This is a genomic window from Pseudoclavibacter sp. 13-3, from assembly GCF_021168475.1.
Classification (GTDB): Bacteria; Actinomycetota; Actinomycetes; order Actinomycetales; family Microbacteriaceae; genus Pseudoclavibacter_A.
The window spans coordinates 364,716-389,058 of sequence record NZ_JAJOZT010000002.1; the positions used below are offsets into that span (position 1 = coordinate 364,716).

Annotated in this window: 20 protein-coding genes; 16 read left to right on the plus strand and 4 right to left on the minus strand. The window is 67.4% G+C overall.

Translation table 11 applies throughout. The features are described 5' to 3' along the window. Nucleotides 1-31 precede the first annotated feature (31 nt). Entirely contained in the window at nucleotides 32-934 is a 903-nt protein-coding gene (locus LRX77_RS05105; protein WP_231831842.1) for a hypothetical protein, read from the plus strand. A 40-nt stretch (nucleotides 935-974) separates the two neighbouring features. Here the strand turns inward: LRX77_RS05105 and LRX77_RS05110 are convergent, their stop codons facing one another. After that, on the minus strand, nucleotides 975-2,579 hold the full coding sequence (locus tag LRX77_RS05110; RefSeq protein WP_231831843.1) for a CYTH and CHAD domain-containing protein: 1,605 nt from the start codon (nucleotides 2,577-2,579) through the stop codon (nucleotides 975-977). Nucleotides 2,580-2,778: 199 nt separating this feature from the next. On the opposite strand from LRX77_RS05110, the gene LRX77_RS05115 reads away from it, so the two are divergent. The 10 genes from LRX77_RS05115 to LRX77_RS05160 all read left to right on the plus strand — a co-directional run bounded on the left by LRX77_RS05115 (nucleotide 2,779) and on the right by LRX77_RS05160 (nucleotide 15,481). Continuing rightward, on the plus strand, nucleotides 2,779-4,488 hold the full coding sequence (locus tag LRX77_RS05115; protein ID WP_231831844.1) for a circularly permuted type 2 ATP-grasp protein: 1,710 nt from the start codon (nucleotides 2,779-2,781) through the stop codon (nucleotides 4,486-4,488). Then, complete coding sequence (locus tag LRX77_RS05120; RefSeq protein ID WP_231831845.1) at nucleotides 4,469-5,398, plus strand: alpha-E domain-containing protein; 930 nt, start codon at nucleotides 4,469-4,471, stop codon at nucleotides 5,396-5,398. The genes LRX77_RS05115 and LRX77_RS05120 overlap by 20 nt, the downstream gene beginning before the upstream one ends. Then, entirely contained in the window at nucleotides 5,395-6,240 is an 846-nt protein-coding gene (locus LRX77_RS05125) for a transglutaminase family protein (RefSeq protein WP_231831846.1), read from the plus strand. The genes LRX77_RS05120 and LRX77_RS05125 overlap by 4 nt, the downstream gene beginning before the upstream one ends. Nucleotides 6,241-6,691: 451 nt before the next feature. Then, nucleotides 6,692-7,903, plus strand: a complete 1,212-nt coding sequence (locus LRX77_RS05130) for an aminotransferase-like domain-containing protein (protein ID WP_231831847.1) — start codon at nucleotides 6,692-6,694, stop codon at nucleotides 7,901-7,903. 50 nt (nucleotides 7,904-7,953) lie between these two features. Beyond that, entirely contained in the window at nucleotides 7,954-9,360 is a 1,407-nt protein-coding gene (locus LRX77_RS05135; RefSeq protein WP_231831848.1) for an FAD-binding oxidoreductase, read from the plus strand. A gap of 130 nt (nucleotides 9,361-9,490) precedes the next feature. Next, nucleotides 9,491-11,173 carry an ABC transporter substrate-binding protein gene (locus tag LRX77_RS05140; protein ID WP_231831849.1) on the plus strand — a complete coding sequence of 561 codons (1,683 nt, stop codon included), beginning with the start codon at nucleotides 9,491-9,493 and terminating at the stop codon, nucleotides 11,171-11,173. 5 nt (nucleotides 11,174-11,178) lie between these two features. After that, entirely contained in the window at nucleotides 11,179-12,165 is a 987-nt protein-coding gene (locus LRX77_RS05145) for an ABC transporter permease (protein WP_231831850.1), read from the plus strand. Beyond that, the gene (locus LRX77_RS05150) at nucleotides 12,162-13,007 is read left to right on the plus strand and encodes an ABC transporter permease (RefSeq protein WP_231831851.1); all 846 of its coding nucleotides are present in this window, start codon (nucleotides 12,162-12,164) and stop codon (nucleotides 13,005-13,007) included. Before LRX77_RS05145 ends, LRX77_RS05150 begins: the two co-directional genes overlap by 4 nt. A 19-nt stretch (nucleotides 13,008-13,026) precedes the next feature. Continuing rightward, entirely contained in the window at nucleotides 13,027-14,667 is a 1,641-nt protein-coding gene (locus LRX77_RS05155) for a dipeptide ABC transporter ATP-binding protein (RefSeq protein ID WP_231831852.1), read from the plus strand. Between the two features lie 328 nt (nucleotides 14,668-14,995). After that, complete coding sequence (locus tag LRX77_RS05160) at nucleotides 14,996-15,481, plus strand: hypothetical protein (protein WP_231832025.1); 486 nt, start codon at nucleotides 14,996-14,998, stop codon at nucleotides 15,479-15,481. Here the strand turns inward: LRX77_RS05160 and LRX77_RS05165 are convergent. After that, a complete protein-coding gene (locus tag LRX77_RS05165; protein WP_231832012.1) occupies nucleotides 15,376-15,681 on the minus strand; it encodes a GNAT family N-acetyltransferase in 306 nt (101 codons plus the stop codon). The genes LRX77_RS05160 and LRX77_RS05165 overlap by 106 nt on opposite strands. A gap of 175 nt (nucleotides 15,682-15,856) precedes the next feature. On the opposite strand from LRX77_RS05165, the gene LRX77_RS05170 reads away from it, so the two are divergent. Then, nucleotides 15,857-16,102: a hypothetical protein gene (locus LRX77_RS05170; protein ID WP_231831853.1), complete on the plus strand. Its 246-nt coding sequence runs from the start codon at nucleotides 15,857-15,859 to the stop codon at nucleotides 16,100-16,102. A gap of 166 nt (nucleotides 16,103-16,268) precedes the next feature. Here LRX77_RS05170 and LRX77_RS05175 read toward each other — a convergent pair whose 3' ends face one another. Beyond that, entirely contained in the window at nucleotides 16,269-17,618 is a 1,350-nt protein-coding gene (locus tag LRX77_RS05175) for a M20/M25/M40 family metallo-hydrolase (protein ID WP_231831854.1), read from the minus strand. Nucleotides 17,619-17,757: 139 nt separating this feature from the next. On the opposite strand from LRX77_RS05175, the gene LRX77_RS05180 reads away from it, so the two are divergent. Both LRX77_RS05180 and LRX77_RS05185 read left to right on the plus strand, forming a co-directional pair. Next, a complete protein-coding gene (locus tag LRX77_RS05180; RefSeq protein WP_231831855.1) occupies nucleotides 17,758-18,957 on the plus strand; it encodes an LLM class flavin-dependent oxidoreductase in 1,200 nt (399 codons plus the stop codon). Between the two features lie 3 nt (nucleotides 18,958-18,960). After that, entirely contained in the window at nucleotides 18,961-20,316 is a 1,356-nt protein-coding gene (locus LRX77_RS05185; protein WP_231831856.1) for an NtaA/DmoA family FMN-dependent monooxygenase, read from the plus strand. Between the two features lie 115 nt (nucleotides 20,317-20,431). On the opposite strand, the gene LRX77_RS05190 is transcribed toward LRX77_RS05185, so the two are convergent. Next, the gene (locus LRX77_RS05190; protein ID WP_331716137.1) at nucleotides 20,432-21,088 is read right to left on the minus strand and encodes a GNAT family N-acetyltransferase; all 657 of its coding nucleotides are present in this window, start codon (nucleotides 21,086-21,088) and stop codon (nucleotides 20,432-20,434) included. A 148-nt stretch (nucleotides 21,089-21,236) separates the two neighbouring features. On the opposite strand from LRX77_RS05190, the gene LRX77_RS05195 reads away from it, so the two are divergent. After that, entirely contained in the window at nucleotides 21,237-23,345 is a 2,109-nt protein-coding gene (locus tag LRX77_RS05195; protein WP_231831857.1) for an FAD/NAD(P)-binding protein, read from the plus strand. Further along, nucleotides 23,263-24,327 carry an LLM class flavin-dependent oxidoreductase gene (locus LRX77_RS05200; protein WP_231831858.1) on the plus strand — a complete coding sequence of 355 codons (1,065 nt, stop codon included), beginning with the start codon at nucleotides 23,263-23,265 and terminating at the stop codon, nucleotides 24,325-24,327. The genes LRX77_RS05195 and LRX77_RS05200 overlap by 83 nt, the downstream gene beginning before the upstream one ends. The last annotated feature ends 16 nt before the right edge of the window (nucleotides 24,328-24,343 follow it).

Genomic DNA, 24,343 nt, shown 5'->3' on the forward strand with positions numbered 1-24,343 from the left:
TGGCCACCATTGTCACGATCGGGAGGAACCCATGCAGACCCAAGAGTTCGCTCGCGCCTACCAGGCGCCATACCGTGTGCCGCAGCGGCGCGGCAGCGAGATCGACACGATCATGCTGCCGGCACGGACATTCTCGGGGGCGTGGGGCGAAGTGCTGTGCGAAGCCCTCGCCGGGCAGCGGGAGGGCGTGCTGAGCAGACGTGTCAAGACGCTGCAGACCGCCTACCAAGGATGGTTCGAGACCGTGGGCGACGTGCTCATGCGGCAGCTGAGCCACACGCTCGAAGCGTCTGACGCCGAGGTGATGACGGCGCTCGCAGAGATGGCCTTTCACCGTATGAACACGCATCTCGGCACCGCCTGGCTGCGTCTTGCGAAGAGCGCTGAGCACCGCGGGGCACGTCAGCGCGTCGCCGAGACCGCGTTCGATGCGGCGGCAGGCGCCAGGCTCGCCATTCGCGACGACATCGACCGGCTGAGCGGCACCCGTCGCGGTATCGAGGCCTCGGGCGAGTTCGCGGTCGACGACGTCGCAGAGCTTGACGACTGGTACTCCGTGCTGGTCACGCAGATGTGCGCCTTCGACGCGCTGCTCGAGGCGGCACAGATCGACCCGGATGTCATCGTGCTGCCCGCCCCGGTGCAGTTCAGCACCCAGGGAGCGGCGAGCTGCGACGTGGTGCTCGTGAACCCGGCCACCGATCGGGCGATCGGCATCCGTGTGCCCCGCCGCACGGGCTGGCGGACGGCCCAGCGCGGCCGCCCAGAGAGTCACGGCCCGGCCGACGCGCACCACCACGCCGGGGATGCGTCGCCACGCGGTGCCGAAGACGGGACCGACCATGGCCGCGTGCTTGAGATGGGCACACTGCGCCCCTCGCAAATCGTGCCCATCGCCCTGCACCAGCTGCGCCCGGTTCAGGCCTCGGTCTGAACATGTCGGCGCCGGTGCGACTGGAGCGCACCGCCGAGCGTCAGAAGTCGAGCACGACCTTCGCCGCGGCGAGCAGCTCGTCTCGAGTCTCGCCGTAGCGGCCGAGCGCCTCGGCACCGCGCTCGCGGGCATGCAGGGCGAGCAGGTAATACGGGAGCGCCGCCCGCTGCGTGCTGCGCGCCCGCTCGTCGTCGGCTGCCACATGCAGCACGTGGTCGGCGAAGAGCGAGTCGTCACGGTGGTCGCCGAGTAGATCTTGCAGCCGCTTCGCCGCCTTCGCCAGACGCTTCGCATCCGCGCGTTCGAGCACCTGCAGCGGAGTGTCGGAGAGCCCGAGCGACACCGCCTCGGTGGCGTATCGGATGCGGCGGCCGTCTTTGCGAACCTCGTGCAGGGCGTGTTCGAACCTCAAACGTGCGCGCGCCCCGGCCCCCGGGGTGTGCAGCTGCTCCCAGATCTCGACCAGCCGATGGTCGTCGACGACGAGCGAGGCGACCGCCTCGGCGAGCTGCGCACGCAGCGCAGGCACGGCATCCGCCTGCCCCTCGGGCGAGGCCGCCTCAGGCGCGGTCAGACGGTGCAGCTGATCGGCGATGTCGCTGCGACGCCGGTCGGTGAGATCAGCGGTGAGCTGCGCGTGCGCTGCGGCGTAGACCCGCCAGGCCGGCTCGGACAGCCGGCCGACCAGACGCTTCGCCGCGGGTACACCCTGCAGCTGCAGCACCTGCCGCTCGGCGTCGCGCGCACGCACCTCGGCATCGCGGGCGGCACCGAGATCGTCGCCGAGTCGTTTGAGGCGCCGACGGGCGGCCCGCACGACCGACGGGTCGACGAAGACGCCGTAGACGTCGAGCAGACTGCGCAGCCGGCGGATGACGATGCGGGCCTGGTGCACGCCGTCTGGCCGGTCGGCGATCGCATCGTCGAGACGGGCGTCGAGGTCGGCGGCCAGCCCCTGCGCGATGTGCGCGACCGCCTGTGCCGCCGTCGCATGCGCGCCCCGGTCGAGGCCGAGCGCACGCTGCAGCTTCGCCACCGCCGATGACGGCCGGGCGCCGGCGGCGATCAGATGCTCCGAGACGACTCGCAGCAGCAGCGCGCCGGGGCTGTCGGGTGCGTCGTCGAGACGCTCGGCCAGCTCGGCCTCCCACTCATGCCACTGTCGCACGGTGCCGTCGCGCAGATCTGTGGTGCGCACCTCGTCGTCGGCGATCTCGGCGAGCGGTCGCTGCTCGGCGTCGCTCAGCTCGGTGGCGGTGCGCGTGGTCTGGATGCGCGCCACCGGAGCCAGCTCGTCAGGCTTGGCCCAGACCTCGACCAGACGCAGCGCGCCGGCCGGAATCTCGTCGGGGGCGGCGGGGTCGATCGGCCAGTGCCGCTCGATGCGCCCGTGCTCGCCGGTCGTCTTCACATGCCAGCCCGCGTCGTGGCCGCCGGTGCGGCGGCGCAACGCCACCTTCGCGTGGATCAGCGTGAGCGCTGGGGTGTCGTAGTAGACGGCATCGAGATGAGCGGGCTCAGGCGCGACCGCATGCGCGACGACGTCGATCGTGGTGAGGTCAGGCAGGGCGGCGGCCCCGGGAACGTCGAACTTGCGCTCGATCTCGACGTGGCGCTCGCCAGCAGAAGCGGAGGATGCGGTCATGTCACAAGCCTAGCGGCGGCAGGTGAATCGAGACTGAACGCGACCATTCTCGACCCGCGGTCTCGATGCGGAGCGCCTGAGGCCCGCCAGCGCTGTAACATTCCCGACACCTTGGGCTGAGAGACTGCTCAGTGTTCGCAGATCCGACGACATCCGATTCTCTCGTCCGGGCCGTTCGGCTCTGCAGGAGGGGAAGCACATGAACGATCTGTTCTCGGGGTATCACGCCGCTGCGGCGCGACACTCGTTCGGATCTGACGCCTGGGATGAGATGTTCTCGGTGCTGCCGGGCACGCCGGGCGGCCGCGCACAGGTGCGCGAGGGCTATGACCGCGTGCTCAGCGTGCTCGAGGGCATGCCGCGCCGCGAACTGAGCGCACGCATCGACGCCCTCGCGAACTCTTATCTCACACAGGGCGTCACGTTCGACTTCGCAGGAGAGGAGCGGCCCTTTCCGATCGACCCGATCCCGCGAATCATCGAAGACCTCGAGTGGCAGCACATCGAGGCCGGCATCGCGCAGCGAGTGCGTGCGCTCGAAGCCCTCCTCGACGACGTCTACGGGCCGCAGAACGCGATTCGAGATCGAGTCATCCCATCGCACATCGTGGCGTCGTCGAAGCACTTCCACCGTCAGGCTGCCGGCATCAGACCGGCCAACGGGGTGCGCATCCAGGTCGCCGGCATCGATCTGATCCGTGATGCCGGGGGCGTGCTGCGCGTTCTCGAAGACAACGTGCGCGTGCCCAGCGGAGTCAGCTACGTGATGTCGAATCGCAGCGTGATGGCGCAGTCGCTGCCCGAGCTCTTCGGCACGCAGACGGTGCGACCGGTCACGGAGTACCCGTCTCGCCTGCTCGCAGCGCTTCAGTCCGCTGCGCCCGCCGACGTCGACGATCCCACCGTGGTCGTCCTGACCCCGGGCATGCACAACTCGGCCTACTACGAGCACACGCTGCTGGCCCGGCGCATGGGCGTCGAGCTGGTCGAGGGCCGCGACCTCTTCTGCACCGGCGGCCGTGTCTACATGCGCACCACCGGCGGCCCGGAACGCGTCGACGTGATCTACCGGCGCACGGACGACGAGTTCATCGACCCGTTGAACTTTCGCGCCGACTCGCTGCTCGGCTCGCCCGGCCTCATGCTGGCGGCTCGTCTCGGACACGTCACGATCGCGAACGCGGTCGGCAACGGGGTCGCAGACGACAAGCTGATGTACACCTACGTTCCCGATCTGATCCGGTACTACCTGCACGAAGAGCCGGTCATTCCCAACGTGCCGACCTGGCGCCTCGAAGACCCGGCGCAGCTCGAAGAGGTGCTCGACCGACTCGACGAGCTCGTGGTGAAGCCGGTCGACGGCTCGGGAGGCAAGGGCATCGTGCTCGGCCCGCAGGCGAGCCGTGAAGAGCTCGACCAGCTGCGTCGGCGTCTGAAGAGAGACCCCCGCGGGTGGATCGCGCAGCCGGTGGTGATGCTGTCGACGATTCCCAGCGTGGTCGAAGAGGGCATCCGTCCCCGTCACGTCGACCTCCGCCCGTTCGCCGTGAACGACGGTGAGGATGTCTGGGTGCTGCCCGGCGGGCTGACCCGCGTGGCGCTGCCAGAGGGGCAGCTGGTGGTGAACTCCTCGCAGGGCGGCGGATCGAAGGACACCTGGGTGCTCGGCTCGCCCACTCGATCGTCGCTGGCCGACGAACTCGTGCACGACGACCAGATCGACACCCCGGCCAACGATCTGCTGACGCTCGGCGGCTCGGTCGCATCCGGCGGCACCGGCAGTCTGATCGGCCCGGAACAGGGGCCCCGCAACGCCCCGGACCTGCGCCGCCAGCAAGAGCAGGAGCAGCAGCAGAGTCGAGACGCTCGGGAACACGGGGAGGCGCATCATGCTGTCACGAATCGCTGAGAGCCTCTTCTGGATCGGCCGCTACGTCGAACGCTCCGACGGCACCGCGCGTCTGCTCGACGTGCACCTGCAGCTGCTGCTCGAAGACCCCTGGGTCGAGGAGTCGAACGCGTGCCAGGCGCTGCTCGGGGTGATGGGCAGCGCGCCGAAGACGTTCAGCCGGCTCTGCCGTGCCGATGTGCTGCGGCTGCTCGGCACCGATCGCACGCAGCCCTCGTCGATCGCGACGTCGCTGTGGGCGGCTCGTGAGAACGCCCGCGGCGCTCGTGACGTGCTGCCGAGCGAACTCTGGGAGGCGCTGAACATGACCGTCAAACGCCTGCCCCGACAGGTGCAGCAGGAGCGATCGCACGAGTACTTCAGACTTGTGCGCGAACGGGCGGCGCTGGTCTTCGGCATCATCGACTCGAACATCAGCCGTGATGACGCCTGGCGTCTGATCACGTTGGGACGCTGCCTCGAACACGTCGATATGACGGCGCGCCTGCTCGCGACCCGCTCGCTGACCGAGGCCAGCGGGCCGTCGTGGTCGACCATTCTGCGTTCGTGCGGCGGGTTCGAGGCGTTCCAGCACACGTATCGCGGGCGGGCCAGCAGCCGTCATGCGATCGAGTTCCTGCTGCTCGACCTGCTCTTTCCTCGGTCGATGACCTACTCGCTCAACCGTGCCGTCGACTGCCTGCGCGGGCTTGACCCGATGCAGTCCCGGGTCTCGGTCGGTGTCGACGCTCTGCGCATGCTCGGTCGGGTGCGCAGCCAGCTGGAGTACACTCCCGTCGAGACGCTGCAGGACGACCTGCCGCGGTACATGGCCACGGTGCAGTCTGCTGTGCAAGATGCGGCCGAGGGTATTCGCGACCGATTCTTCCCAGTCAACCCGGATCCGACCTGGATCGGAGAGAACGTATGAAGCGTCTGCGCATCGAACATCGCACCGGCTACACCTATGACGGCCCGGCCGTCGCCTCGTACAACGAGGCCCGCATGCTGCCGGCGAGCGGCAGGTCGCAGCTGGTGATCAGCTCCGACCTGACCGTCTCACAGGCCACGTCGCAGTTCGGCTACGTCGACTACTTCGGCACCAAGGTGTCGAGCTTCGACGTGCTGGGCCCCCACGACGAGCTGACCTTGGTCGCAACCAGTCTGGTCGAGGTGCGACCGCACTCCGACGGGCCGGGCGGTGCCACCTGGGAGCAGCTGGCCGAGCACCGCAATGACACGATCGCCCTGAGCGAGCAGCTGCAGCAGACCGGTCGCACGCGACCCCCGACCGAGGTGACGCGGCTGGCACGGCAAGCCGTCGACCAGACCGACACTCCCGCTGGTGCCGCAGTCAGCATCCTCAACACGGTCGGCGAGTCGATCGAATACGTGCAGGGTGTGACAGGCGTGACCACGAGCGCGGCCCAGGCGTGGGAGAAACGAAAGGGGGTCTGCCAGGACATCGCCCACATCGCGCTGGGCGCACTGCGAGCGGTGGGCATTCCCGCCCGGTACGTCTCTGGCTACCTGCATCCGCGGCCGGATGCCGTCATCGGTGACGAGGTCGCCGGCGAGTCACATGCATGGTTGGAATGGTGGGACGGGGACTGGCACGGCTACGACCCGACCAACCACACCGAGATCACCGATCGGCACGTGCAGGTGGGTCGCGGTCGCGATTACGGCGATGTGCCGCCGCTGCGCGGCGTCTACTCGGGCGAGGGCGCATCGCACCTGTTCGTCTCGGTGCACATCACCCGTGAGGCGTGAGCTGACGCGGCGTCTTCGTGACGCTGTGTGACGGCTTCTGACACTCCGTTACCGCGAGGCATCGGCCGACTGGGTGAGGGCTCTACGCTGACCAGCACGAACGCAGCCCGGCAGACCGGCCGACACCAAGACCTGGTCTCAGAAGTGCGGCGTCGAGCCAGGAGGCCACGATCATGAGTCAACCCCGCCAGATGCAGATCAGCGTCGCACCTGAGGGTGCCGGCTGGCACCCAGCAGCATCGCGTGAGCCGAGCGCACACCCGAGCAGGCTCTTCGACGCCCGATAGCGGCTCGATTTGGTGCGCATCGCGCAGCATGGCGTGCTCGACTTCGTCACGATCGAGAATTCACCCGTTCTGCAGCCGTCTGACGGCGGCCAATGCCACTGAGGCCTTCGGGTCAAGACGCGCACCACCCCAGACGAACTCGATCTGAGACGAACAGAGGAAGCATGACCAGCACAGATATCGATGCCGTCGCGGCGCCCACTGCGCGACTGCTGCAGGAGCTCACCCAGACGACGGGGTTCAGCGATGCGACGCTCGTCGCGTCGGCGCCCGACACCATTCGCCTGCTCGCCGGCGTTCCCGATCGCAGCGCTCTGCCGACCGACGCGTTCGCTCGTGCCTACGGCAGGCTGCAGCACGACCCCGATCGGTTGATCGAGGGCTTCCAGTATTCGAACGCGCAGGGCATTCCTGAGCTGCGGGAATGGATCGCCACACGCGAAGGCGTCAGCGCCGATCGCATCCTCGTCACTGCGGGCGGGCAGCATGGACTCTCACTGGTGGTGCGCGCGTTCGTCGACGAGGGAGACCTCGTCGCGGTGGACAACCCAATCTGGCCGCTGTTCCTCGGCATCCTCGAGCTGAAGAGCAGAAACATCCTGCCCATTCCCGTCGAGGCCGACGGGATCGACGTCAGCGCGCTGGAGCAGCAGCTCCGGGCCGGCAGACGCATCCGCGCGCTCTATACCGTTCCCGACTTCCACAACCCGACGCAGGGCAGCCTCTCTGAAGAGAAGCGCCGGCACCTCGTGCGCCTCGCAGACGAGTACGGCTTCTGGCTGATCGCCGACAACCCCTACCGCGAGCTGCACTTCGGCGAGCGGGGACTCGACACCTCTGTCTTCCACGAAAGCCCCAACACCGTGCACGTCAACACCTTCTCGAAGACGCTCGGCCCGGGCCTCAGACTCGGCTGGATCGTGCTGCCCGAGCGCACGGTCGCCGACGTGGTACGGCTGCGCAACAGGAACGACTCGCAGACGTCGACGCTGACCCAGACCCTGGTCGCCGAGGTGCTCAACGGCGAACCGGCCTTCTTCGATGACAACCTCGTGCGGGCGCGATCGCTCTACAGGAGCCGAGCCGAAGGCCTCGTCGCCGCGCTCGACCGGCATCTGCCGGGAGCCTTCGAGACCACCGTGCCGAGCGGCGGCTACTTCTTGTGGGCTCGTCTGGCAGATGACTCGGCCGACTGGCAGGAGCTCTATGCGCGCGCCGCTGAGCACGGGCTGAGCTATCAGCCGGGCGCGTTCTTCGCATCCGGCCCCGGCACCGACGCCGACCGACACCTCCGCCTGGCGTACGGAGACAACACCGTCGAGCGCATCGACGAGGGCGTCGAACGACTTGCCGCTGCGTATCACTCGCTCTCATAGGCGTCTGTGACGGGCATGCACACATCCAGACACGAGAAGGCCGGGCCATCATGACTCTCGCACCATCCACGCTGACCACCATCCAGGCGCTCATCGACGACCTCGTCGCGAATCATCCGCAGATCGAGCTGCTTGTCGACGCCGAGCAGACGGCGGCCTATGCGGGGGACTACTCCTGGCGATCGCCTGGCGACTGGCAGCCTGCGGCCCCGGGGCCGACAGTGGCGCTTCCCGCGACAGTCGAGCAGGTGCAGGATGTAGTCAGGACCGCTGCGCGCCACGGCGTCTCGATCGTGCCCCGCGGCGCCGGGTCGGGACTGTCGGGCGGGGCGACGCCGGATGCCGGGCAGCTGGTCGTCGCCACCGATCGGCTGAACCGAGTGGTCGAGGTCGCGCCACTCGACCAAGTCGTGGTCGTCGAACCCGGCGTCGTCAACGCGCGGCTCAACGAGCAGCTCGAGCAGTACGGACTGTTCTACGCTCCAGACCCTGCGAGCTTCGAGATCTCGGCGATCGGCGGCAACATCGCGACCAACGCCGGTGGTCTGCGCTGCGCCAAATACGGCGTCACCGGAGATTCAGTCCTGGCTCTCGACGTGGTGCTGGCCGACGGCTCGCTCGTGCACATCGGGCACCGGTCGATCAAGGGCGTCTCGGGGCTCGACCTCGTGTCACTCTTCGTCGGGTCGGAGGGCATTCTCGGCATCGTCGTCGGGGCGACACTGCGGCTGCGCAAGATTCCCCTCGAACGGCGAACGCTGACGGCGTTCTTCGACTCGACCGAGGCCGGCACCCGGGGGCTTGACGCGATCACACGTTCGCCGGTCGAACCCGCAGTCGTCGAGTTCTTCGATCAGCCGACGCTCGAGAACATCGACGAGTTCAGCGGCTCCGCGCTGCGCACGAGAGGCGCGTCGCTCATCCTCATCGAACTCGACGGTTATGGAATCGACGATCAGACGCGTGACCTCACCCGACATCTTCGCGCGGCGGGGGCCGTCGTCGCCGTCGAGGCCGAGGAGGCGGCGGAGCGCCTGTGGCAGCTGCGCCGCAGCGGGCGAGGGCAGGTCGAAGACCTCTGGACCATCGGCGAGGACATCGCTGTGCCGAAGTCGCGGATTCCCGACATCTACGCCTCGTTCGCAGGTATCGGCCGCCAGTACGGCGTGAAGATCTCAGCCGTCTCGCATGCCGGTGACGGCAACCTGCATCCGCAGATCTCGCGGGTGCGGCTGCCCGGAGAGACCGAGCTGCCCCAGGAGGTGTCTGCCGCAGCCACCGCACTGGTGCAGCGTGCACTGGATCTCGGCGGAACGGTCTCGGGAGAACACGGCATCGGAACAGCCAAGCTGGAGTGGTTGCGGCTCGAACTCTCTGATCGGAATCGTGCCCTGCAGCAGGCCATCAGAGCCGCCATGGATCCGCAGGCACTCTTCAATCCAGGAAAAGCCATCTGAGGTGAAGAAGTCAGACGAAATATGTCAGCAGATGACCGAACCATTTCTGCAGTGACTCCTCGTTGAATATTGTGCTTGAGACATCAACAATGCACACCGGTGAATGGTGTGCAAGCGAATGGAGAACCCGATGGCTCATGAAGATCACCGCCGGTCGAAAGTGAAGACGCCGAGCAGTCGCAGATGGAAGTTCACCGCTGCGCTCGCCGCGTTCGGGCTGGCCGGAGCTCTCATGGCGGGATGCGCCAGCGGTGCGGGGGCCAGCAGCGCAGGCGGTTCCGGAGAGCCGAAGCAGGGCGGCGATCTGACCTTTCTGATCAATAACTTCGACGCCGGATGGGTCGCGAATGAATCGGCCATTTCGAGCTATGAAGGCAATGTCTGGGATTCCATCACTGACAAGCTCGTCTACGTCGACCCTGATGGAAACATCTCACCCTGGCTCGCCGAGAGCTGGGAGAACAACTCGGACAGCACTGAATTCACGCTGCATCTCAAGAACGGTGTGACCTTCTCGGACGGCACCGCATTCGATGCCGCTGCGGTCGTGCGCAACCTTGACTACTGGGCGCGTGGTGATGAAGCGAAAGGGGTGAAGCGCATCGGTCTCTTCCCCTCTTCGACGTATCAGACCGCGGAGGCGGTAGACGACTCGACGGTGAAGGTCACGTTCAACGCGCCGACACTCGGCTTCATCCCCACGTTGGGATATCACGGCTCTATCCTGACGTCTCCGAAGACGCTCGACCTTTCGAAAGAGCAGCAGGCAGACCTCAAGAACTACAGCGGAACGGGGCCTTTCGTCGTGGACTCCTGGACAGAGGGCGACAACGTCGTGCTCAAGAAGCGCGACGACTACAACTGGGCCTACGACAATGCGAAGCACACCGGCCCGGCTTACCTCGACACGATCACCTACAAGATCGTGAAAGAGGATTCCATCCGCTCATCGTCGGTGGAGTCGGGGCAGGCCGATGTCGCCTACAACATCTCTCCGCAGGAGATCTCCCGCCTCAAGAGCGCCGGCTTCACGGTAGAGACCCCGAAGTACCTTGGTTTCTCGCATGGATTCAAGGTGAGCACCAAGGCAGAGAACTTCGACGACGTTCGGGTTCGTCAGGCGGTGCAGGTCGGCATCGACCGCGACGAGATTCTGCAGACGGTCTACACCGACGACTGGGACAAAGCCACGTCGTTCCTGCAGAGCAACGTTCCCGAGGCCACGGACAACAGCGATCTGCTGACCTATGACAAGGCGAAGGCGGAGTCGCTGCTCGATGAGGCCGGCTGGGTAAAGGGTGCCGACGGCGTGCGCACGAAGGACGGCAAGACGCTCGACCTCGATCTCTACCCGACCACCTACATCAACACGGCCTCGCAGATCGACGAGATCATCGCGCGCCAGCTCGGAGATATCGGCTTCAAGGTCACGCAGCAGAAACTCGACACGGCGGCATACCTCGACCGGGTCGACACGAACCCGGCAATCCCGCTGCGCGACGTCACTCGCAGCTTCATCGATGTCGGCACCGTCGCAGGCGTGCTGACCAGTGCCAAGTCAGGTGAGGACTGGTTCGCCGTCGGCGAGAGCGACGCCAAGCTCAACGAGCTGTCATCCGGCATCGCCACCGCGTCAGATGAGGCGCAGCGCAAAACGCTGGTCGCCGAGCTCCAGCGCTACGTGCTGGAGCAGGGGTATTACATCCCGATCGAGCAGATCGTCCAGCGCATCTATCTCGAGACGCCGAAGCTGCACGGCGTGAGCTTCAACGGCATCGCGTACGCCAACTTCTACGACGCCTGGAAGGAGTAGTCCACGTGAGCGGGTACTGGTCGTACGCTCTGCGTCGCGCGCTGCAGGGCATCCTCGTCATCATTCTGGCCTACGTGCTGACCTTCACGATCGTCACGGTGCTGCCGGGAGATCCGGTGACGACGATGCTGCGCGATCCGCAGAACGGGTATTCCGAAGAGGAGATCCGGCAGCTGAGCTCGTATTACGGTCTCGACCAGCCGGTTCTGCTGCAGCTGGTGACGTCGTTGGGGCGGTTCCTGATCGGAGACTTCGGGGTCTCTCTGCGGTCGAACACCTCGGTGGGCGGGCAGATCGCGCTGGCGCTGCCGTCGACGCTTGCGCTGGCGGGCACGGCGTTGGTCTTCGCGCTCATTCTCGCCCTGGCCATCGGATATGCATCGCAGTACCTGCCCAAGCGGTACGGCCAGGGGTTCGTGCGCTCTCTGCCCTCCTTGTTCCTGTCGGTGCCGAACTTCGTCATCGGCCTGCTGCTGATCCACGTCTTCGCGTTCGGGCTGGGAGCGTTCCAGATCCTCAAGCCAGAGGCTCCCGCCGCGACCTTCTTCGCAGCGGTGGCCTTGGGCATCCCCGTCTCGGCTCAGATCGCCGAGGTGCTCGTGGCAAATCTCGATCACGAGCGCAGCCAGGAGTCAACCGTGGTGTCGCGGGCGCGCGGGCTCACACATCCCGGTATCTTCTTCAGGCATCTGCTGAAGCCGTCGCTGCTGCCGGTGATCACGATCGTCGCTCTGGCCGCGGGAGAGCTGCTCGGGGGATCCCTGATCACCGAGACGGTGTTCGGGCGAAACGGCATCGGCACGCTGGTGCAGAAGGCGGTGGTCTCGCAGGACCTGCCGATTCTGCAGGCGACCGTCTCGCTCGCCGCGGTGGTGTTCGTGGTCATCAACTTCGTGACCGACCTGGTCTATCCGCTGCTCGATCCGCGACTGCGCAGCACGGGGATCTTCGCGATGAAGTCATCGAAACAGTCGAAAGAGGTGTTCGCATGAGCAGCGGACAGGCGACGCTTCCCCTTCAACGGGCGATCTTCTCAACACCCAGGCCCAAGGTGCCGATCTCGGTGCTGGTGGCCGCGGTGCTGATCGTCATCGTGGTGCTCTGGTCGGCTGTTCCGGCCTGGTTCACCTCGTACGACATCGTCAGCGGGTCTGCCGCCGAGAAGTTCCTGCCCCCGAGCGGCCAGCACTGGTTCGGCACCGACCACCTCGGTCGAGACATGTTCGCACGTGTCGTCTACGGCTCCGCCTCATCTGTCACGAGTGCGCTGATCGCCGTGTTCATCGGTCTGATCGTCGGTGGGCTCATCGGGCTGGTGGGCGGGTTCCTGGGAGGGTGGGTCGATTCGACGCTCGGCCGCATCGTCGACGTGCTTCTGGCGATCCCGAGCTTCCTGCTCGCCGTCATCGTGGTCAGCGCTTTGGGGTTCTACACCGTGAACGCCGCGATCGCGACGGGAGTGTCGGCGGTGGCCGTCTTCGCCCGGGTCATGCGCTCCGAGGTCATCAAAGTGCGCAGCTCGGTCTTCGTCGAGGCTGCCGGTCTGCAGGGCGGCCTGCCGCTGTACGTGCTGTTCCGCCACGTGCTGCCGAACACCTACCGCTCGGTACTGGCCTTGGCCATTCTGCAGTTCGGGAGTTCGATTCTGGTCATCGCCGGGCTGGCGTTCCTCGGTTACGGCGACCCACCTCCAGCATCCGACTGGGGACTGCTCGTCGCAGGCGGCAAGGACTACCCGTCAGCGCCGTGGCTGGTGCTCTTTCCGTCTGCCGCGATCGCGGTGACGGTGCTGAGCGTCAACGTCATCAGCCGCTGGCTGCGGCAGAAGAACTGAACAGCGAGGAGCCATCACCATGTCTGCAGAACTGCTGAACGTCCGAGGTCTCGACGTCTCATACGCAGGGCACGCGATCGTGCACGATGCATCCTTCACCGTGCACAGCGGAGAGGCTGTCGCCCTGATCGGCCAGTCAGGCTCGGGAAAGTCGACGATCGCCCGGTCTGTGCTGCGCCTGCTGCCCGAGGGCGGCCGGGCGACGGGCTCCGTCGTCTTCGACGGGCAGAACCTGCTGGATCTCTCTCTGCGCAGCTTTCGACAGTACCGTGGGCGTCAGCTCGGGTTCGTGCCGCAGGATCCTCAGAACGCGCTCACCGCTGTGCGAACGGTCGGGTCTCAGGCCGAGGAGGCGGCGGCGTTGATCGGGGGAGTCTCCCGGGTGCAGCGCAAGGGGCGGATTCTTGAGGCGTTCGAGAGCGTGGGGCTGCCCGATCCCAAGCGCGTGTACGATTCCTACCCGCATCAGCTCTCCGGTGGCATGCTGCAGCGCGTGCTCATCGCGCTCGCGGTGCTTCCGCAGCCCCGCCTGATCGTCGCCGACGAGCCGACGTCGGCCTTGGACGTCACTGTGCAGAAACGCATTCTCGACCTGCTCACGAGTCTGCAGAAGTCGCTGGGCATCGGTCTGCTGCTCATCACCCACGACCTGGCCCTCGCCGCAGAACGGGCTGACTCGCTGATCGTGCTGAAAGACGGGGCGATCCAAGAGGCAGGGCCCGCCGCACGGGTCTTCGGGGCGCCGGAATCGACATACACCAGGCGGCTGCAGGCAGACGTTCCGGGGTTGAACCCCGATCGCTACGCGAGCGTGAAAGCTGCGCGGCGACCGCTCGGCGATTCGGTCGCAGGCACGACGCCCGTCGTCGACTTCACCGCGGTATCGAAGCGCTTCACCGTCGGTGATCAGACCACAGCGGCGCTGGACGACGTGTCGTTCCGCATCGAACGCGGGCGCACTCATGCGCTGGTCGGCGAGTCGGGCTCGGGAAAGTCCACCGCGGCGCGCATCCTCCTCGGGCTGGACGCCCCTGACTCCGGCGAGGTGGGGGTGAACGGCCAGCCGGTCGACCGCCGCTCTGCCGGTCGTCTGCGGGGCATCCGCCGGCAGCTGGGCTTCGTCTATCAGAACCCCTACACCTCGCTCGACCCGAGATTCAGCGTCGAACGCACCGTCGGAGAGCCGCTGGACAGATATCAGGTGGGCACCGTCGGCGAGCAGCGCGATCGTGTTTGCGAGGTCATCGCCGACGTCGGGCTCGACGAGAGCGTGCTGAGGCGCAGGCCTGCCGATCTCTCGGGCGGTCAGCGGCAGCGGGTGGCCATCGCGCGGGCACTCGCGCTGAGGCCAGAGGTCATCGTGTTCGACGAGCCGACGTCGGCGCTCGACGTCTCTGTGCAGGCTGACATCATCGCTACGCTGGTCGGTCTTCAGACGGAACGCGAGCTCACGTATCTGTTCATCTCGCATGATCTCGGCGTCGTCCGCCAGTTCGCCGACACCGTGACCGTCCTGCGTCGAGGCCGGGTCGTCGAGAGCGGGACCGTGCATGACATCTTCGAACGTCCGCAGCAGAAGTACACTGCGGCGCTGATCGACGCCGTTCCCGGACGTGTCCAAAAGCCACGGGCCGCGCTGCTTCATGAGGTGGTCTCGTGACTGCGGACATCGCACGTGAGTGATCGCATGCCTCGTGCAATCGAGGTCGTCGGCAGGCGATCGCGACCGGGTGGCTCCGTCTGTCGGCTGTCGGCGCGCCCGTAGACTGGCACTGAGGAGTCTTTCGTCACAGGAGTGCAGCAGAATGTCCGATGACTGTCTGAGATTGGCTCGCTGCTTGGTACGGCGTGGCGCGCGCACGGTGCTCGTCGACGGCAGATCCGGGAGTGGCAAGACCTCGTTCGCGGCCGCTCTGGCGGCTGCCTGGGAGGCCTCAGACTTGCTGATACCCGTGCGAACGACGGTATCGGATGTTGTTCGGGCGGGCATGCGTTCGGTGCAGATCGTGCATCTCGACGACATCTATCCGGGCTGGGACGGCCTTCGATGGGCCAGTGAACACGTGCGCACCGACCTGCTCGAGCCGCGTGCCCTGGGCAGACCCGGCCGCTGGCGGCAGTGGGACTGGTCGGCGAACAGGCCGGGGGCGACTCATGATCTGCCCGCTGACGTCAGGCTCATCGTCGAGGGCGTGGGGTCGCTCACGTGCGCATCGCGCCATCTCGTCGACGTCGCGTTCTGGGTCGAAACCCCCGCGAACGAGCGACGCCGTCGAGCGCTGAGCCGCGACGGCGCACTGTATGCGCCGCACTGGGCGCGTTGGAGTGCACAGGAGGACGCATTCATCGAACGCGAACACCCATGCGACTACGCCGACGTGGTCGTCGACAACGCTGCGACTCGAGGTATCGCCGCCGCATCGAGTGGCTGGGCGATTCCTTCCGGCATCGGAACCGCTCCGAGCGGGCGGTAGAACCGAATCGACTGTTCGTTCCCGTTGAGTACCGTCCGCTCCACTCGGGCGCAGTCTCGCTGCTGGGCAGTCTGCGCGAGATGAACCAACAGGGCGGGGCCGTATCCTCGTCCGCGCTTCTCGATGCTCTGTGCGCGCCGAGGCGTCGTCGAGTTGTGCGCAACAGTATCCTTCTCGATTCCAAGGGGACGACGCGTCATCGCCAAGCTCAGGTGCTCCTCAGAAGACGCAGAAGTCGAGTACGCTGCGAAACCGTGCGACGCCAGTCAGCGGTCTGGGCACAGATCAGTGAATGGCGGTGCACAGAAGGCCATCTCGTATGATGATCAGTGTTCGAAAACTGACCAGCACCCCCAACGAATGAGAGACCCGAAGATGGCTCGTAGACCAGCGAATCCAGATCGTACTTATGAAATCGTTCTCGAAGAATTCCGCGTCGCACGTGCACACGCAGACGAACTGAAAGAGCAGAGCAAAACCGCGAACGCGGCCGCTGCGAAGTTGAAGGCAGAGGCCACTCGTCTGAAGAAGCGTGCGGTGTCAGAGGCCGAGAAGAAGCTCGAGAAGGCGAAAGAGGAATATGAGCGAGTGATCGATCTCGTGAAGCACCCCGAAGACTGAGCGACCGGCAGCGCCCGACACATGTGGTTCGCGCACGAGATCTCTGACCGAGTCGTCCTTCTTGAAGACGGACAGATCGTCGAGACGGGAACCCGGACGAGGTGATCGTCAACCGCGTGCTGTGAGCCGCGCTGAACCAGGCCGTGCGTCTGTCTTCTGTCTTTTATCAGCGCTGGCCGAAGACCACCTCGGCCAGCGCTGACGTCGTCAGACGCACCGATTCGACGTCGACGCGCTCGTCGTTGCCGTGCAGCCGGCGTCGAAACTCGGCGACGTTGATCTGCCGTGAGAACAGGCCGAATCCGTAGACATTCGTGCCCATCGGCCGCAGAAAACGGCCGTCGCTGCCTCCCGGCCCGATCACCGAGGCCGGCACCGCCTTCGGATAGTGATGACGGAACACCTCGAGGATGCGCGCGTACATCGCCGTGTCGGTCGGCGTGATGTTGCCCGGCGAGAACTGGTCTCCGGTGATGCGCACGCAGTCGGCCCACGGCCTCAGCAGTCGTTCGAGCAGTCCGTCGACGTCTTCAGGGGTCTGGCCGGGCAGCACGCGGATGTCGAGGTCGATCACGGCGGTGCCCGGGATCACATTGTGCTTGTCACCGGCGCGCAGGATGTTCGGTGACACCGTCACCCGGGTCAGGGCGTGGCCGAGGGGCGCGAGCGGCCCGAGCGCCGGCAGCGCGCCGTCGAGTCGTGCCGGGTCGAGCAGACGCTCGGTGAGATCGGGGTCGAGCTGCAGTGCGTGCACCAGGCTCGCCCAGTGCGGCTGCACCACCGGGGGCGCCGGATTGCGCAGCAGCTCGAGCACGATCTCGGCGGCGATGCCGGCGGCGTTGCGCGCGCCCCACGGCACCGAGCCGTGCCCCGGCACGCCGGTGATCAGCAGACGACGGGCGGCCTGCCCCTTCTCTCCGATGCCGACAGTGATGCCAGAAGTGGCACTCTCGGGCTGCAGCAGCACGCCGCCCTGCTCGGTGAGCGCCTCGTCGGTGCGCAGCAGGTCGGGCCGATGCTCGCTGATCCACTCGGCTCCGTACCTGCCGCCGGACTCCTCGTCGGCGACGGCGGCGAGCACCAGGTCGCCTTCGGGGCGGTGCCGCGGGTCGGCCGCGTGCCGAAAGACGGTGGCCATCGCCGCGGTCAGCGTGAGCATGTCGATGGTGCCCCGGCCCCACACCTCGCCGTCGATGAGCTCGCCGCCGAACGGGTCGTGCTGCCAGTGCTCGGCGTCGGCCGGCACGACGTCGATGTGTCCGAGCAGGCACAGCGACCTGGCATTCGGGTCGCGTCCGGGAATGCGCGCGATGAGCGAGGCCCGACCGGCATGCGGTTCGATGACCTCGCTGACCACGCCGGGCTGCGCAAGCGCATCGCGCAGAAACGCCTGCAGCGTGCGCACGCTGGTGAGCTCCTGGCCTGAGTCGGGCGTGCCGTCATTGACGGCGGCGTTGCGGACAAGACGCTGCAGCAGCTCGAGCGACTGCTGAGACAAGGCGGAGAAGTCGTTCATGACATCTCACGATACCCTGCCCGATTGTTGCGCACTGTGACCGGTCGTTGCGGCATGTGACCGCCCGCCCGTCTGCGTCGACGAACCTGCTCTAGCCTCGCCAGAGGCAATCGAGAGACGACGAAAGAGAGCACACTCCATGAGCAGCACGTTCACCGTGGGCCTGCACATCGACGGGGCAGGTTCGCACCCGGCCGCAGGCGCCGTCGCGCAGTCGGCCGGCCATGACATCCTCAGCGCACGGTGGGCGGCACAGGTCGTCGGCCGTGCCGAGACCGCCGGGTTCGGCTACGCGACGTTCGCCGGCTCGCATCTGCCGCCCGAGGGGGCGGGCGCCCCCGCCACGACCGGGCGTCTCGACGCCGTGCAGCAGGCTGCGTTCTCGGGGCCGCTGACCTCGCGACTCGGCCTCGTCGCGCAGGTGCCCGTCACCTATGTCGAGCCGTTCCACACCGCCACGCAGCTGGCGAGTGTCGATTACGCGTCACGGGGGCGAGCCGGCTGGCTGGTCTCGGACGAGAACTCCGAAGAGGCGGCCGCTCAGTTCGGCCGCAGCGCCCTTGACGATGCGCCGACCTCGACGGGGGAGTCCGAGCTGCAGCGAGAGGTGCGCGATGTGGTCGCCGTCAACCGTCGTCTCTGGGACACCTGGGAGGACGACGCCGTGATCCGCGACCTGCCGACCGGCCGTTATCTCGACCGCGACAGGGTGCACGACGCCGACTTCGCCGGCGCGTCGTTCAGCGTGAAAGGGGCGGCGATCGTTCCGCGCCCGCCGCAGGGGCAGCTGCCCGTGCTGGTGCCGGCGGCGCGTGCCGCGATCGGCACAGCGCACGCGGTGTCGGCGGATGCCGTGCTGCTGCCCGCCTCGCGAGACCTCGCCGAGCAGGTGCGCCGCCTGCGCTCGCAGGCCGCCACCGCATCCTCTGTTCTACGGATCATCGCCGATCTGCCCGTCGTGCTCGACTCCCGCGGCGAGCACGCCGCCGACCGACTCGCCCGCCTCGACCGCACCGCGGTCTGGGCCGACGCCGACGGAGCATGTTTCGTCGGCACCGCGAATGAGCTGGTCGAGCGCATCGAGCAGCTGGCGCACGTGGTCGACGGGGTGCGGCTGCTCCCGGCCGAGCTCGGCGCCGACCTCGACGAGCTGCGCTACGCGGTGCTGCCCGAGCTCATCGCGCGCGGCGTGTTCGAGGCCCCGACGAACGGCGAGACGCTGCGCCAGACCTTCGGCCTGCCGACGGCACGCAACGAGTTCGCCGTCGAACGTGCGGCCGAGCTGGCTGTCGATGACATCCCCACCACACCCGACGCCGCCCTCGCGGGAAGGAATTGACCCATGACCACCACCGCATCACCGACGACGCCGCATCTCGCGGCCCATCAGATTCAGTTCGGCGTGTTCTTTCAGGGGGTGAACTTCTCGACCATCTGGCACTGGCCAGAGAGCGGCGATCAGGTCGCCTTCGAATCGTTCCGCCGGGTCGCGCAGACGGCCGAGCGAGGCAACTTCGCGGCGCTCTTCGTCGGCGAGGGGCTGCGGCTGCGCGAGCATCTCGGCCGGCTGCACGACCTCGACATCGCCGGCCGCCCGGATGCGCAGACGCTCGACGCAGCGCTCGCCGCGGTCACCGAGCGCATCGGTCTCGTCGCGACTCAGAGCACGACGTTCAACGACCCCGCCGACCTGGCCTATCGTCTGGCCAGCCTGAACCGGCTGAGCGGCGGGCGCAACGCCTGGAACATCGTCACCACGCACAACGCCTGGACCGGCGAGAACTTCCGCCGCGGCGGCTACCTCGACGGCGCCGATCGCTACCGGCACGCCGAGTCGTTCGTGCGGGCGGTCAAAGCGATCTGGCGGGCCGGCGGTGATCCCGAGGCGGTGCCGGTGCGCTACCGAGACGAGTTCTACGACATCGCGGTCGAGCGCACCCTGCCGCTGGTCGCGGGCGGTCGCCCGGTGCTCTTTCAAGCGGGCGACTCGCCCGAGGGCCGCGACTTCGCCGCCAGGCAGGCTGATCTCATCTTCTCGGCGCACCCCGCGTACGAAGACGCCACCGCGTTCGCCGCAGACGTCGCCCGACGCGTCGAGGCTGCGGGCCGGCCCGCCGGCGCAGTGCGGGCGTTTCCCGGGTCGACCTTCGTGATCGGCGACACCGACGCCGAGGCCCGAGAGAAGTATCGACAGGTTCGGCTCGCGCAGATCACGCCGCAGACCGCGCTCGCCTATCTCGAGCAGTACTGGGGGCGTGACCTGAGCGCCTACGATCCAGACGGGCCGCTGCCCGAGATCGATCCCGCCGTCGAGGTCTCGAACGAGACGCGTGGCGCGGGCTTCCAGAACGCGCGCACCCGTGAGGCGGCCGTCGCATGGCGGGAGCAGGCGCACGAGAACGGCTGGAGCATCCGCGAGTTCGTCATTCGGCACACGGCGCGCGGCAACGACGACAACGGTTTCGTCGGCAGCGTGCAGACCATCGCCGACAGCCTGCAGCGCTACGCCGACTCCGGCATCGTCGCGGGCTTCAACATCACGCCGTACCTCACGCCGACCGGGCTCGACGACATCGTCGACAAACTCGTGCCCGAGCTGCAGAGTCGCGGCATCTATCCGTCCGACTACGCCGGCAGCACGCTGCGGGAGCATCTCGGGCTGTCACCGGAGTTCTCGCCCGAGCTCGTCGCGGCCTGAGAGTCGATCGACAGCCGCACGGTGCGGGGTGGGGCATCCTTCGACTGTCACGATCGTCGTCAGCTGGACTGCGCTGATCAGCGGCGGCGTCGCCGTCGCCGCCATCGTGGTGCTGTCAGTGGTGCATGCGATCAGGGATGCCCCCGGCGAGGTCGTCGAGACGCAACGCCGGTGACGGGTGGTACTGCTGCGCCCAGATGATGCGCTCCAGCTGCCTCGCCTGCCTGCTGCGATCGCTCTCGCTCAGGTGGCGCACGCGCGGCCCGGTCGGCACGATGCGCTTCTCGAAGGCCAGATGCACGATCTTCTCGGGGTCTTCGTCGAGGTCGAACAGCGGGGTGAACCCGGTGCGCAGGTACAGGTGCTTCGCCTCGGGCTGCCGCGGCCCGGTGGTCAGATAGACGCGGGAGTAGCCGCGCGCCGCGGCCTCGACGTCGAGCGCGGCCAGCACGCGTCGCGACAGGCCCTGTCGGCGGTGCGCCGACGAGGTCCAGATGCGCTTGTACTCGACGGTGCGATCGTCGAGGTGCATGAACGCGCCGCCGGCGACCGGCACGCCGTCGCGCACGATCAGCAGCGCGAGGCCGAGCGGCGGCTCGAAGACGAACGGCGGGTACAGCTCGATCTCGCTGGGGGCGTCTTGCGGCTGATCGAAGCCGTGGTAGTCGGCGTAGCGCGTCGAGTACTCGTGGTCGAGCTCGTCGAGCAGGGGCTGCGAGATCGGTTCGGCCAGCGAGACGACGACGATCTGATCGGTCTGCACATCTGTCATGCAGGGAATGCTAAGCGGCGAACGGGTCTCGAAAACGGCGTGTGACGATACGTGTCGTCTCGACTGGGGAGCGTCACTCGACGCGCATAGCCTTGGGCTGTTCTCGCCGCAGCCACGCCCGGCGAGCGCGTCGAGAGAGGGGAGCCCCATGAGTGCACGTCGCACGATCGTGGTGATCGGCGGTGGCCCGCGCGCCATCGGCGTTCTGGAGCGCCTCGTCGAGAATGCGCGCCGTGATGCCGCAGCCTCGGCGCTCGATGTGCACCTCGTCGACCCGTATCGCGTCGGCCCCGGCCGCATCTGGCGCCGTGAGCAGTCGGCCGAGCTGCGTCTCAACTCGCTCGCCGGTGAAGTCTCGCTGTTCAGCGACCGCACCTCGACCCTCGACGGGCCGATCGCGCCCGGTCCCAGCCTCTATGAGTGGGCGCACGGTGTGCACGCGGGAACACTTCGCCTTTCGGCGGCGCTGACCGCTGACATAGACGACGGTGTGCGCGCCGAGATCGCACGGATCACTCCGCGCAGCTTTCCCAGCCGCCGGCTGCAGAGCCACTATCTGCGCTGGTTCTACGAGCGCGCGCGCGACCGGGCCCCGCGCTGCTGGCGTGTGATCGAGCATCGCGGCACGGTGGTCGGCGTGCGTGATGCGGATGCCGGCGCCGGTCACGAGCTCGACGTGACGGTGATCGAGGGCTTCGGCCGCGATGCGCGCGCACGCTCTGTGATCGCGGCCGACGCGGTGCTCTACGCGATCGGGCACGTCGACGCGCAGGTCGCACCTCGGCATCGGGCGATCGCGCTGCAGGCCGCTGCGCACGGGCTTCGCTATCAGCCGCCCGGCTACGCCGCAGACCTCGACCTCGACGCGGTGACCGAGCACGACACGGTGCTGCTGCGCGGCGCCGGGCTCAGCTTCGTCGACCTGGTCGTCCGGCTCACCGTCGATCGAGGCGGCCGCTATGCGTTCGACCCCGCCAAGCCGCTCGGCCACCGGGTGACGTACTCCGCCAGCGGTCGCGAGCCGAGCATCCTGACCGGATCGCGTCGAGGCGTGCCCTATCACGCCAAGACGACCTCGCGAGTGCAGGGTGAGGATCACGGCTTCGCCACGACGTTCTTCACCGCTGAGTGGCTGCGGCACCATCTCGATGCGCACCTCGAGGCGTGGCAGCGCGTCGACTTCGTCGCCGACGTCTGGCCCTGGGTGCAGAGCGAGTTGGGCTATGCCTATTACCGAGAGCTGTTCACCGGTCATGCCGATCGTGTGCGCGGCAGCTGGTCCGAGCTGCAGCAGCTCGTGCAGGCGGCCGGCGGCGTCGGCACCCCGGTCGTCGACGCCTGGCTGCGCGCACGGGTCGACGATGACGACCGACTCGATCTGGCCCGGCTGCAGCATCCGCTGGCCGAGGTGCGGGGCGAGAGCGCGAAAGCGCTCGGCGATCTGCTGCGCACCTATCTGCTCGACGACCTGCGGCGGCATGAGACCGACGAGCACAGCGAGCAGGCCGCGCTGGTGCAGGCGATCATCGGCTGTTCGTTCGTGCTGGCCGAGACGCTCGACCACCCGGCCTGGAGCGACGCTGCGCAGGCCGCGCAGTTCACCGGGTTCTGGCAGAACCTGTTCAGCTTCATCGCGAGCGGCCCGCCCGGCGAACGTCTCGAGCTGCTGCTCGCGCTCGCAGACGCCGGCGTGCTGGAGTTTCTCGGCTCGATCGACGACGCACAGCCGATCGCAGACGGCTATGTGGTGCACAGCCGCACGCTCGACGAGCGGCGCACGGCCGATGTGCTGATCGAGGCGTACCAGCCGCAGTGCTCGGTGTCGGCCTCGGCGAACCCGGCGCTCAGCGACCTGCACCGCACCGGTCTCGGCCACGAGCGCCGTCTGCGCGTCGACGGTCGGCATGCGACCAACGGCAAACTCGTCGTGGCCCCCGCATCGTTCCGGGTGGTCGCCGCCGACGGCTGCGAGCTGTCGAACCGCTGGGCGCTGGGGGAGTTCACCGACGTGGGCCGCCCCGCCGCCTTCGCCCGCCCCGACACGAACGCGCCGAGCTTCAGATGCAACGACCGCGTCGCACGTGCGATGCTCGCATCGGTCGGGCTGCTCGACGAGTCCATCGCATCCGCCTCTGCACCCGCACATTCGACGAATACCGAGGAGACCGCACACCATGACCGACAACCTGTCGCTGCGACGCCTGGGGTTTCTCACCATCGGACTCTTCGACGAGCAGAACCCGCGCGGCGGGCATGAGACCACGCTCGAGATCATCGAGCGAGGCGAACGGCTGGGCTACGACAGCGCCTGGCTGAGGCAGCGCCACCTGCAGTACGGCATCTCGTCGCCGATCGCCGTCATCGCCGCTGCGACGCAGCGCACCTCGCGCATCGAGCTGGGCACCGCGGTGATTCCGCTCGGCGCCGAGAACCCGCTGCGCCTGGCCGAAGACCTCGCCACCGTCGACGTGCTCTCGGGCGGGCGGGTGAACCCCGGTGTGAGCGTCGGGCGGCCGTTTCACTATGACGATTGGAAGCACGCGCTCTACCCCGACACCTTCGACGAGGAAGACTTCACCTACCGGCGCGTCGAGCGACTCATCGAGGCGGTGCGCGGTGATCGCGTCAGCGACTTCGCCGGCGCCGACGGCATCGTCGAGGAGTACTCGGACCGGGTGCAGCCGCACGCCGAAGGCCTCATCGACCGGCTCTGGTACGGTGCCGGTTCAGAGCGCTCGGTGCGCTGGGCGGCCGAGCACGGACTCAACCTGCTGACGTCGAGCGTGATCAGCGGTGAGCTCGGCGACGACTTCGACGAGAACCAGCGGCATCAGATCGAGGTGTACCGCGAGAGCTACCAGGGCGTCGGCGCGCCTCGGGTGTCGCAGGGCCTCGTGGTGATTCCCACAGACAGCGCGACGCCGGGCCAGGTGCGCAGGTACGAGGAGTACGTCGAACGACGGCTGCCGCGCACGACCTCTGGGCATGGCCCGAAGAACACGCTCTTCGCCCGTGACCTGATCGGCACCTCGGAGCAGATCGCCGAGCAGCTGAACGAACTGCACGCCTTCCGGCTCGTCGACGAGGTGGCGTTCGCGCTGCCGTTCAGCTTCGAACAGGTCGACTACGACCAGCTGATCGAAGACATCGCGGGCGAGCTCGCACCGCGTCTCGGCTGGAGGCCCCGCGGCGGGCAGATCGTCCAGAATGCGGGCGGGGCTGCGGCAGTGTCGGAATAACACGGGCACCAGCTCG

Bases quoted from the DNA above. Each gene is read 5' to 3' on its own strand.
- LRX77_RS05105 (WP_231831842.1), top strand. From the start codon at position 32: ATGCAGACCCAAGAGTTCGCTCGCGCCTACCAGGCGCCATACCGTGTG.
- LRX77_RS05110 (WP_231831843.1), bottom strand. From the start codon at position 2,579: ATGACCGCATCCTCCGCTTCTGCTGGCGAGCGCCACGTCGAGATCGAG.
- LRX77_RS05165 (WP_231832012.1), bottom strand. From the start codon at position 15,681: ATGACGCGTCGTCCCCTTGGAATCGAGAAGGATACTGTTGCGCACAAC.
- LRX77_RS05115 (WP_231831844.1), top strand. From the start codon at position 2,779: ATGAACGATCTGTTCTCGGGGTATCACGCCGCTGCGGCGCGACACTCG.
- LRX77_RS05195 (WP_231831857.1), top strand. From the start codon at position 21,237: ATGAGTGCACGTCGCACGATCGTGGTGATCGGCGGTGGCCCGCGCGCC.
- LRX77_RS05130 (WP_231831847.1), top strand. From the start codon at position 6,692: ATGACCAGCACAGATATCGATGCCGTCGCGGCGCCCACTGCGCGACTG.
- LRX77_RS05170 (WP_231831853.1), top strand. From the start codon at position 15,857: ATGGCTCGTAGACCAGCGAATCCAGATCGTACTTATGAAATCGTTCTC.
- LRX77_RS05120 (WP_231831845.1), top strand. From the start codon at position 4,469: ATGCTGTCACGAATCGCTGAGAGCCTCTTCTGGATCGGCCGCTACGTC.
- LRX77_RS05140 (WP_231831849.1), top strand. From the start codon at position 9,491: ATGGCTCATGAAGATCACCGCCGGTCGAAAGTGAAGACGCCGAGCAGT.
- LRX77_RS05160 (WP_231832025.1), top strand. From the start codon at position 14,996: ATGCGTTCGGTGCAGATCGTGCATCTCGACGACATCTATCCGGGCTGG.
- LRX77_RS05150 (WP_231831851.1), top strand. From the start codon at position 12,162: ATGAGCAGCGGACAGGCGACGCTTCCCCTTCAACGGGCGATCTTCTCA.
- LRX77_RS05180 (WP_231831855.1), top strand. From the start codon at position 17,758: ATGAGCAGCACGTTCACCGTGGGCCTGCACATCGACGGGGCAGGTTCG.
- LRX77_RS05135 (WP_231831848.1), top strand. From the start codon at position 7,954: ATGACTCTCGCACCATCCACGCTGACCACCATCCAGGCGCTCATCGAC.
- LRX77_RS05175 (WP_231831854.1), bottom strand. From the start codon at position 17,618: ATGAACGACTTCTCCGCCTTGTCTCAGCAGTCGCTCGAGCTGCTGCAG.
- LRX77_RS05200 (WP_231831858.1), top strand. From the start codon at position 23,263: ATGACCGACAACCTGTCGCTGCGACGCCTGGGGTTTCTCACCATCGGA.
- LRX77_RS05125 (WP_231831846.1), top strand. From the start codon at position 5,395: ATGAAGCGTCTGCGCATCGAACATCGCACCGGCTACACCTATGACGGC.
- LRX77_RS05190 (WP_331716137.1), bottom strand. From the start codon at position 21,088: ATGACAGATGTGCAGACCGATCAGATCGTCGTCGTCTCGCTGGCCGAA.
- LRX77_RS05155 (WP_231831852.1), top strand. From the start codon at position 13,027: ATGTCTGCAGAACTGCTGAACGTCCGAGGTCTCGACGTCTCATACGCA.
- LRX77_RS05185 (WP_231831856.1), top strand. From the start codon at position 18,961: ATGACCACCACCGCATCACCGACGACGCCGCATCTCGCGGCCCATCAG.